General features: G+C 62.2%; 6 protein-coding genes. 3 read left to right on the top strand and 3 right to left on the bottom strand.

Translation table 11 applies throughout. The annotated features are described in order from the left end of the window. Window positions 1–266 precede the first annotated feature (266 nt). A complete protein-coding gene (locus G9U53_RS27925; RefSeq protein WP_042923411.1) occupies window positions 267–677 on the top strand; it encodes a VOC family protein in 411 nt (136 codons plus the stop codon). 92 nt (window positions 678–769) lie between these two features. Here G9U53_RS27925 and G9U53_RS27920 read toward each other — a convergent pair whose 3' ends face one another. After that, entirely contained in the window at window positions 770–1744 is a 975-nt protein-coding gene (locus G9U53_RS27920; protein WP_003945115.1) for a sigma-70 family RNA polymerase sigma factor, read from the bottom strand. Between the two features lie 53 nt (window positions 1745–1797). Beyond that, the gene (locus G9U53_RS27915) at window positions 1798–2529 is read right to left on the bottom strand and encodes a GNAT family N-acetyltransferase (RefSeq protein ID WP_003945124.1); all 732 of its coding nucleotides are present in this window, start codon (window positions 2527–2529) and stop codon (window positions 1798–1800) included. 215 nt (window positions 2530–2744) lie between these two features. On the opposite strand from G9U53_RS27915, the gene G9U53_RS27910 reads away from it, so the two are divergent. Both G9U53_RS27910 and G9U53_RS27905 read left to right on the top strand, forming a co-directional pair. Then, window positions 2745–3518, top strand: a complete 774-nt coding sequence (locus G9U53_RS27910; protein ID WP_242430627.1) for a hypothetical protein — start codon at window positions 2745–2747, stop codon at window positions 3516–3518. Between the two features lie 542 nt (window positions 3519–4060). Next, window positions 4061–9544, top strand: coding sequence for a carboxyl transferase domain-containing protein (locus G9U53_RS27905; protein WP_081558839.1), 5484 nt, complete (start codon window positions 4061–4063; stop codon window positions 9542–9544). Window positions 9545–9613: 69 nt separating this feature from the next. Here G9U53_RS27905 and G9U53_RS27900 read toward each other — a convergent pair whose 3' ends face one another. Next, complete coding sequence (locus G9U53_RS27900; RefSeq protein ID WP_165639647.1) at window positions 9614–9895, bottom strand: hypothetical protein; 282 nt, start codon at window positions 9893–9895, stop codon at window positions 9614–9616.

Here is a 9895-nt window from a genome sequence, read left to right as displayed (position 1 = left end):
CGCCAGGCACTTCGTACAACCTCGTGTCACTCACCCTCGCAGGTGGGAGTCGGTGTCCGTGTCGCTCTGACCTGGACAAAGTTACGCGAAGATCAACACAACACCAAATCGCCAGGTCAGAGCACTGACGCCGGTTAACAGGCGATACTTTTCTCGAATTTTTACTTCTCGCGATGACTTTCTGCGCCCACTGCGGTCTGTATGAGCAGGAACCAACAGGAACCGAAGCGTTCAGTAATCAGTCAACCGAGTTCAAGGAGCACCCAATGTCTCGTCTTCTCTTCGTCAACATGCCTGTCAAGGACGTCGTCGCTACCCGTGCATTCTTCAGTGGCCTCGGCTTCGAGTTCAACGACATGTTCAGTGACGAGAACACTGTCTCGATGATCGTCAGCGATTCCGCCACCGTCATGTTCCTGAACGAACCGCGTTTCGGGGACTTCATCGCCGACGACATCTGCGACACGTCGAAAGCTCGTGAAGCACTGATGTGTGTGTCGGCCGACAGCAGGGAGGAAGTCGACACCTTCGTCGACGCGGCGATTGCTGCCGGCGGCAGCAAGTGGATGGAGCCCCAGGATCACGGCTTCATGTACGGACGCGCATTCCGCGACCTCGACAATCACGTCTGGGAGGTCATGTGGATGGACCCGGCTGCGACTGTTCCCCAGCAGTAACGCACAGCAACAGCAGTAACGAGCAGTCGCGCGGGTCCCTCCATACTGGGGGGGCTCGCGCAACTCCTTGCCCCTACAACTCGGCAGGGCCCCTACAGCTCGGCAGGCAATCCGAACCGTGCGAACAGACTCAGATCGAAGAAACACGTCACGTGCGAGATCCCGGACTCGGTGACATCGAGAACGTGCAACTGGAAAGCGCGGTGAACACCATCGGGCTCGCGCATGTAGAGGCCGAACGCCGGCTGTCCGTTCGCAGCGGTCGGAAGCAGGCGCATCGCTCCTGGTCCGTCGGCCGGGCATTTGGTTCCGATGAGTTGCCCGATTGCCTCGGGGCCCTGGTACCAACCCTCGAACGGAGGCATCTCCCAGATGGCTTCGCGCGTGAACAGTTCGACGATGGCCTCGACGTCGTAGCTCTCGAAGCTGTGCACGTAGTCGCGAAGCAACTTCCGGGCAGCCTCGGTAGTCGGTTCCACGAGATCGTCCTCGGTGGGTCCGATGTGATTGATCTGCGCGCGAGCCCGCTGCAGCAGGCTGTTTACCGCAGTGGTTGTGGTGTCCAGCGCCTCCGCAACTTCCGACGCCTTCCACTGGAGAACGTCACGTAGAACCAGAACCGCACGTTGGCGCGCGGACAAGTGCTGCAAAGCGGCGACAAGGGCGAGCCTGACCGAATCGCGATTGACGACCATGACGGCCGGATCATTGACGTCGCCCAACGCAGAATCGGCAATCGGTTCCAACCAGGCAATCTCGTTGCGCTCGATCAAATCGTCGGCCGGGTCCGAACTAGGTGCGCCGAGGCCGGTCGGGAGGGGACGCCTCGATCTCCCCTCCAGCGCGGTCAGGCAGGTATTCGTCGCGATGCGGTAGAGCCAGGTCCTGAGAGATGACTGGCCCTTGTAACCGTCGAACCCGCGCCAAGCCCGGATGAACGTCTCCTGGACCTGGTCTTCGGCGTCGTGAATCGACCCCATCATGCGATAGCAGTGCGCCAGCAACTCGCGGCGGTACGGATCGGCAAGAGTGAGGAAATCACTGTCCAACGCCTGATCGACTGTCATTTGTTCAGACTAGTGGCCGAGCGCCCGAAACACAGGCGTCGGCGAGAATTCGATCAGGCAGGCGCCTGCACCGCAGTCAACCTGGATCTCTTCCGGAGAACGAACCCCAGTGATTCGTAGAGTCTGATCGCATTCGTATTCGATTGCACTGCATGGAGAAATGGCAGCTCGCCGCGCTCGCGAATCCCGGCAGCGACGGCACGGATCAGCGTCGTACCCAGGCCTCGCCCCCGAAAGTCGCTGTCAGTGCACACCGCACTGATTTCCGTCCATCCCGGAGGGTGCAACCGCTCCCCCGCCATGGCAACAAGTCTTCCGTCGACGCGAATGCCGTAGTAACTGCCCATCTCGACGGTACGAGGAAGAAACGGTCCTGGCTTGGTGCGCTCGATCAATGCCAGAATTTCGGGAACGTCGCCCGTTCCGAGAAGTTCGACCGACGGATCAACGGAGACTTCGAGTGCGGATCCGTCCATCTGCACCGAGCCGAACTGATCCACAACGCGCCACCCTTCCGGCGGGCGGTGATCAAATCCTCGCAAACCTACTGTGCCGCCAGGACCTACGAGCGTGAGTAGGTTCTCCCAGTCCTCGGCGTCCAACTCGGGCGGATGACCGACAAACGGCGCGACCGTCGGGTCGTATCGCGCAACTCTCCCTGCCCAGCGAGCGAATTGCGCATGATGTCCGCGAAGTCCTTGTCGCACAGGATCGTCCAGCGGATGGGTGTCGACATCCGTGTCAACTGTCTCGACAAACGACGCCAGGGTCGCCTCCGTGGTCATCGAACCTCTTCCTGCCCTATTTGCCTGTGATGGAGGCGAACGAACCTCCCCGCCCACCTCTATGACAACGCTAGGAACACTTGCTGTCGTAGTCGCCGGATAGAATCAAGATGATTCTGACCTCGACCTGTATTTCCGGCGTCAATCAGGGCTCGATTGCAGATCTGCACCAGGACATTCGTCGCGACGCCTCACCAACCGGAAGGCTATTTGGCATGAGCAACTCCGACCCGATCAGGTCTGCATTCGACCAGTTGCCCCTGAAGGAGATGGACGCTGCAACGCTGGTCTTCGCCATCGAGAGCGCCGTCGACGAGCTGGCGATCTCGGGTGAAACCCTACGGCTCGCCATGGAGGTCGCGACCCTTGCGCACCTCGATCAGTTCAGAAAGAACGGGATCAAGTCCGACGAGGATCCCTACATCGTTCATCCCCTACGAAATGTATTGCGGCTGCTTCGGTACGGGTGCTCCGATGTCGAGATCCTGAGCGCAACCGCGCTTCACGACACGGTCGAAGACCGACCACACGCCGTCATCGCGCTCCTCGGTGGCCAGACTGCAGACGACATGTCCGCATCCGAAGCGCAGGAACGTGCGTCAACACTCATCGCCTCGCGCTTCGGCCACAGAATCTCCGAACTTGTTGAGGCAGTGACCAATCCAATCGACTACCCATGCGACAACACCACCGCCGGATATCAGGATCACGTCATCCGCGCGATAGCGGATCCCGCAGTGTTCCTCGTGAAGTTCAGTGACTTCGTCGACAACGCGGGAAGCGTGAAGTACCTGAGCCAGACCGACAGGCTGAGACTGGTCACGAAATACGAACCACTCGTGGAGCACTTCAAGCGGACTTCACTTGCTCTCGGCAACGGATTGCACCTCCCCCCCTCAGGACTCGACGCGATCGCAAAGCACATCGCAACCATCGAAGGCGATTTCTCGAATACGGTCCGACCGGACATAAAAAATACTCGCCAGTAGTACCGATCAGTAATAATCGAGCAACCCAGAGAATTCTCCGAATATGCGATTTTGTTACCAGTGAGTATTCACTTTCTTGCCGATTTCATTACCATCGTGATCCGTGTCACAAGTCCGAATTCGATTGCACCGCAATGATTTAACGCCATATGTGTAACCGTGGTTCACGTTGACTAATATTCTTCAATTCGCCCAGGTGACATGAGCGTCGACATACTGCATTCTTAGATAAACCAGGGATTCCCTGGAAGCAGACACAATATGTTGCTGATTCGTGATTGGAGCGGTTCTGAGTCCACGCCTGCAGGGTGGCGCACAAGGCACACAGTGTCTCAGCGCACACAGCGCCTCGGTGCACACAGTGCTTCAGCGCAGGGGACTCGACGAACCGGAAGGGCAATCACTTGCCGACGCGCAACCGGGGGAAACACAGCGCATCGCGGCGTAGTTCACGAACCGGGGAATCCGGGTATGTGGGACACGGTCGGCTCATATCGCAACGTACGTGACGAAGAATCTCATCAAGGACGGTGGCAGTGACAATGTTCAAACGAATCGCAGTGGTCAATCGAGGTGAGGCCGCGGTCCGGCTGATCAGGGCTGTACGCGAACTGAACGCCGAACACGACTACGGCATTCGCGTCATTGCACTGCACACCGAGGCCGAGCGCCGCGCCATGTTCGTCCGCCAGGCCGATGAGGGCGTGACCCTGCGCAGCACCGGCACCGGTAGCCCGTACCTCGACTACGCCGAACTCGAGCGAGCACTGCTCGCAGCCAAGGCCGACGCAGTCTGGGTCGGCTGGGGCTTCGTGGCCGAGGATCCCGCCTTCGCGGAGATCGTCGCGAAACTGGGCATCACGTTCATCGGCCCGAGCGCCGACGCGATGCGCCTGCTCGGCGACAAGGTTGCCGCCAAGATCCTGGCCGAGAAGGTCGGCGTACCGGTCGCCCCGTGGAGCGGCGGACCGGTCGAAACGCGCGCCGACGCTCGTCGTCATGCTCAGTCCATCGGATATCCCCTGATCATCAAGGCCCGAAGCGGCGGCGGCGGACGCGGTATCCGCAAGGTCTGGGCCGAAGACGAACTCGAAGTTGCACTCGAGCGCACGCAGGGCGAAGCAGAGCGGTCCTTCGGCGACCCCGTCGTCTTCCTCGAACGCCTTGTCACCGATGCACGCCACGTCGAGGTACAGGTCATCGCCGACAACCACGGCAATGTCTGGGCTCCGGGCGTTCGCGACTGCTCGATTCAGCGTCGCAACCAGAAGGTCATCGAAGAATCCGCCTCCCCCGTCCTGACCGAAGAACAGTCGGACCACCTCAAGAAGGTGTCGGCCGAACTGGTCAAGGCAGCCGGATACCAGGGCGCAGGCACGGTCGAATACCTCTACCAGCCCGAGAACAAGCTCTTCACGTTCCTCGAGGTCAACACCCGTCTGCAGGTCGAGCACCCGATCACCGAGGTCACCACCGGAATCGATCTCGTCAAACTGCAGATTCTGGTCGCCAGTGGTGACGAATTGGTCGGTGACTGCCCGCCCGCATTCGGCCACGCCGTCGAAGCCCGCCTCAATGCCGAGGACGCGGACAACGATTTCGCGCCGGCACCCGGCACCGTTCAACTCCTCAAGTTTCCGCTCGGCTCCGGCATCCGGGTCGACACCGGTATCGCTGCCGGGGACGTCATTCCGCCCGACTACGACTCGATGGTCGCGAAGGTCATCGCCTGGGGCCGCAACCGCTCCGAGGCACTTGCGCGCCTGCGTACCGCCCTTCGTGAAACCACTGTCGTACTCGACGGCGGCACTACCACCAAGTCGTTCCTCCTCGATCTACTCGATCGCGACGAGGTCATCTCGGCATCCGCGGATACCGGCTGGCTCGACCGCACAGGCGCCCTGACCGGCACCACTCGTCGCGCGGACGTCGCACTGATCGCCACCGCCATCGATGCTTACGACGCCGAGGAGTCCCTCGAGCGTGCGGCCTTCCTCGCCTCGGCACGCGGCGGCCGTCCCCGCGCCAACCACGCGATCGGCCGTACCGTCGAGCTCAACTACCAAGGTCAGGCATACAAACTGACCGTCGGGCGTATCGGCCCGCACCGCTACCGCGTCGACGGAGACGCCGGCGACATCGAGGTCGACGTCGATCGTCTCGGCGACTTCGAGTCACGGCTGGTGATCGGTGATCGGCGCTTCCACGTCGTTTCCGTCGTGAGCCCGGCTCGCTATCTCGTCGAGGTCGACGGCATCAGCCACCAGATCAGCCAGGACGACGCCGGAGTGGTCCGCGCGCCGGCTCCCGCCGTCGTGGTGGCTGTACCGGTCGCGGTCGGCGACGACGTCGAAGCCGGCTCCACCCTGGTCGTACTCGAATCCATGAAGATGGAGACCGCCGTTCGCGCACCGTACGCGGGCAAGGTGCGTGAAGTTCTCGCTACCGTCAACTCTCAGGTCGATGCCGGCGCGCCGCTCCTGCGCGTCGACCAGGTCAGCGAGGAAGCTGTCACGGAGAAGGCTCCGCGAGTCCAATTCGATCTTCCGGCGGCAACTTCCGGTTCCGATACCCGCGCAGATGCATTGGCACAGCTGGAAGCACTGACCGCGATGATCAGTGGCTACGACGTCAGCGGTAAGCACGCAAATGCTGTTCTGGCCGAGTACGACGCACTTCGCAGCGCACTCGAATCCGAGGACCGCGAACTGGTACAGGCCGAACTGGCTGTGCTGACCACCTTCGCCGACATCTGCGAACTCTCGCGCAACAAGCCCACCTCGGGTGAGTCCGCGAAGGACGAATCCGTCCACAGCCCCCGCGAGCACTTCCACACCTTCCTGCACTCACTCGACTCCGAGCGCGAAGGTTTGCCGGCGTCGTTCCGCACGAGACTCGAACGGGCACTTCGCCACTACGACGTCACCGATCTGGAAGATCGCCAGGCCGTCGAGGAAGCGGTGTACCGACTCTTCCTGGCTCTGCAGCGCATGGAAGCCCAGATCCCCGTCATTGCAGCACTTCTCGAAGGCTGGCTCGTCGGCGACAAGGCTCCCGGTTGCTCGGCGCAGGAGCTCAACGAGGTTCTCGATCGACTCATCGTCGCGACGCAGGTCCGCTACCCCGTCATCGGCGACGTCGCCCGCAACCTTCGCTTCCGGTTCTTCGACGAGCCGCGCATCCGCAAAGTTCGCGAAGACGTCTACGACGGAGTACGCGGCAACCTCGCCTACCTCGAAGAGCAGCCGGACGCTGCAGATTTCGACGAGCGAATCGCCAATCTCGTCGCCACTCCCGAACCGCTCCTGGACCTGTTGGGTCGAAAGATCGGCCTCGGCAACCGCGATGGCGGCCCTCTGCTCGAGGTCATCACGCGTCGCTACTACAAGATTCACTCCTTCGAAGACGTCCGCGTTTTCGAGCACGTCGACCGCCGTTTCGTGACCGGCAACTTCGACCTCAAGGGCGACGGGCTACATCTGGTCTCGACGGTGGCCGAATTCGACGCTCTCGGAACGGCTCTCGACGATGTCGCAACAATCGCGCAGGATGCTCCATCCGGTCGCGGCCTGGTAGTCGACATCTACCTCGACTGGCCGAATCAGCCCGCCGACGGCGACACGCTCGTCGAGACGCTGCGCACCGAACTCTCGCGCAACGAGACGATCACCCGGTCCCGCCGCGCGACTGTGATCATCTGCAATCCGAATGGGGAGCCGGTCCGCTGGGTCACCTTCCGCCCGATCGACGGTGAACTGGTCGAGGACAACATCATCCGCGACATGCATCCGCTCACGGGTCAGCGTCTGGACATGTGGCGTCTGAAGAACTTCAACGGCAAGCGTCTGCCGGCTCCGGAGAACACCTACCTGTTCCACCTCTCCGCCAAGGAGAACCCGAAGGACGAGCGCCTGATCGCTCTCGCGGAAATCCGTGACGTGACACCGCAGCTCGACGACGAAGGCCAGATGGTTGCGCTTCCGGCCATCGAGCGCACACTTGCCGCGTGCCTCGACGGCATCCGCCGTGCGCAGTCCCAGCGCGGAGACAAGCGTCGACTGGCAGCCAACCGCGTCGTGCTGTACGTGTGGCCGGTCGCCGACGTTCCCAGCGAACGCTTCTCCGTGATCGCTCAGAACGCAGCCCGACTGACCGTCGGCGCCGGGCTAGAAGAGATCACACTCATCACCCGCCTGAAGGACCGAAAGGGCGGCGCGCCCAAGGAAGTTGCGCTGCGATTCTCCTACCGCGCAGGTGCCGGTGTGGTCATCAACAAGACCACGCCTCCCACTGAACCGCTGCTCCCCCTCGACGCGTACGCCCAGAAGGTCCAGAGTTCGCGGGCACGCGGCACGGTGTACCCGTACGAGCTGATTCCGCTCCTGACCGGCACCAAGGGCACCTTCGTCGAGCACGACTTCGACGAAGCGGGCGTCCTCTCACCTGTCGAGCGTCCGTACGGGCTCAACAAGGCCGGCATCGTCGTCGGCCTCGTGAACACTCCGACGCCGCGCTATCCCGAGGGAATGACCCGTGTCGCGCTCTTCGGTGACCCCACCAAGGCGCTCGGTACCGTGGCCGAGGCCGAATGCTCACGCGTGGTCGCTGCCATCGACCTGGCCGAGAAGTTGAACGCCCCGGTCGAGTGGTTTGCACTGTCCTCGGGTGCCACCATCTCGATGGAGAGCGGCACCGAGAACATGGACTGGGTCTCCCGTGGCCTGCGCCGGATCATCACCTTCACCCAGAACGGCGGTGAAATCAATATCGTCGTCACGGGAATCAACGTCGGCGCTCAGCCCTACTGGAACGCCGAAGCCACCATGTTGATGCACACCAAGGGCATTCTGGTGATGACCCCGGACAGCGCGATGGTGCTGACCGGCAAGCAGTCTCTCGACTACTCCGGTGGTGTGTCGGCCGAGGACAACTTCGGTATCGGTGGTTACGACCGCGTCATGGGCCCCAACGGCCAGGCGCAGTACTGGGCACCCGACCTCACTGCGGCGTGCGAGATCCTGTTCCGTCACTACGCACACTCGTACCTCGCTCCCGGCGAACGGTTCCCGCGCCGCGCAGCGACGACGGACCCCGTCGATCGCGACGTGCGTAGCTTCCCGCACACCCACCCGTCGAGCGACTTCGAGACGGTCGGCGACATCTTCTCCTCGGCGAAGAACCCGGATCGCAAGAAGCCCTTCGACATTCGCACCGTGATGCGTTCGGTGGTCGACCAGGACCACTCTGTTCTCGAGCGTTGGGCCGACATGGCCGGCGCCGACACGTCGGTCGTTCTGGACGCGCACCTCGCCGGACATCCGGTCACAGTGGTGGGCATCGAATCCCGCGCGATCCCACGTAAGGGGCACTTCCCCGCCGACGGTCCCGACACTTGGACGTCGGGAACGCTGTTCCCGAACTCGTCGAAGAAGACTGCCCGCGCGATCAATGCTGCGAGCGGCAACCGTCCGATCGTGGTGCTGGCCAACCTGTCCGGCTTCGACGGTTCCCCGGAGTCGCTGCGCAACATCCAGCTCGAGTACGGCGCCGAGATCGGCCGCGCCATTGTCAACTTCGACGGACCGATCGTGTTCTGCGTCGTCTCCCGCTACCACGGCGGCGCGTTCGTCGTGTTCTCCGGTGCGCTCAACGACAACATGGAAGTTCTTGCTGTCGAAGGCTCGTTCGCGTCGGTACTCGGCGGCGCCCCCGCCGCCGCAGTGGTCTTCACCCGTGAGGTGAACACCCGCACCAACAACGACCCGAAGGTGCAGCAACTGGAGGCAGACTTGGCAGCAGCCAAGGATGACACGGAGAAAGCACATCTGCGCGTAGAACTGAACGCTCAGCGCATCGCCGTCCGCTCCGACAAGCTCGGCGAAGTGGCATCCGAATTCGAAGCGATCCACAACATCCAGCGGGCCCGAGAGGTCGGCTCGGTGGATGAGATCGTCCCTGCCGCAGAACTGCGTCCGCAGATCATCGCAGCAGTCGAACGCGGCATGAAGCGCGCACTCGCGCAGTAAGTTTCTCCGCACGTCGAGCGGTCCCGCGAAATGCGGGGCCGCTCGATTTGTGTCCAGGCAGCGCCTGCGTCAGACGCCCTCGAGCGCCTCTCCGATCTCTTCGAGGACGTGATTGTGCTGCTCTGTTGCGAGCAGATGCCCCGCTGCAATGGTGACTGCCACGGGCCACTCGATGATCTCGAAGGCGACCATCAGTCCCATCACCGCAAAGTAGGCGATCTGCTCGGGTCTCGGAACAGGGATGGCACCGACGATCGGTAGCTCCAACTCGATGCTCCGTGCCGAACGGACGGATTCGACTACCGCGCGGTGATCGACGGGGTTCGTGTGGTCGACGGTGTTCTGGGACAT

Origin of the sequence: Rhodococcus sp. D-46, assembly GCF_011290655.1 — a bacterium.
Taxonomy (GTDB): domain Bacteria; phylum Actinomycetota; class Actinomycetes; order Mycobacteriales; family Mycobacteriaceae; genus Rhodococcus_F; species Rhodococcus_F qingshengii.
The sequence above is the reverse complement of the archived record's forward strand: the minus strand, read 5'-3'. Positions and strand labels throughout refer to the sequence as shown.

Coding starts and splice junctions, on each gene's coding strand:
- G9U53_RS27915 (WP_003945124.1), bottom strand. CDS start 2,529: ATGACCACGGAGGCGACCCTGGCGTCGTTTGTCGAGACAGTTGACACG.
- G9U53_RS27925 (WP_042923411.1), top strand. CDS start 267: ATGTCTCGTCTTCTCTTCGTCAACATGCCTGTCAAGGACGTCGTCGCT.
- G9U53_RS27920 (WP_003945115.1), bottom strand. CDS start 1,744: ATGACAGTCGATCAGGCGTTGGACAGTGATTTCCTCACTCTTGCCGAT.
- G9U53_RS27905 (WP_081558839.1), top strand. CDS start 4,061: ATGTTCAAACGAATCGCAGTGGTCAATCGAGGTGAGGCCGCGGTCCGG.
- G9U53_RS27900 (WP_165639647.1), bottom strand. CDS start 9,895: ATGTCCCAGAACACCGTCGACCACACGAACCCCGTCGATCACCGCGCG.
- G9U53_RS27910 (WP_242430627.1), top strand. CDS start 2,745: ATGAGCAACTCCGACCCGATCAGGTCTGCATTCGACCAGTTGCCCCTG.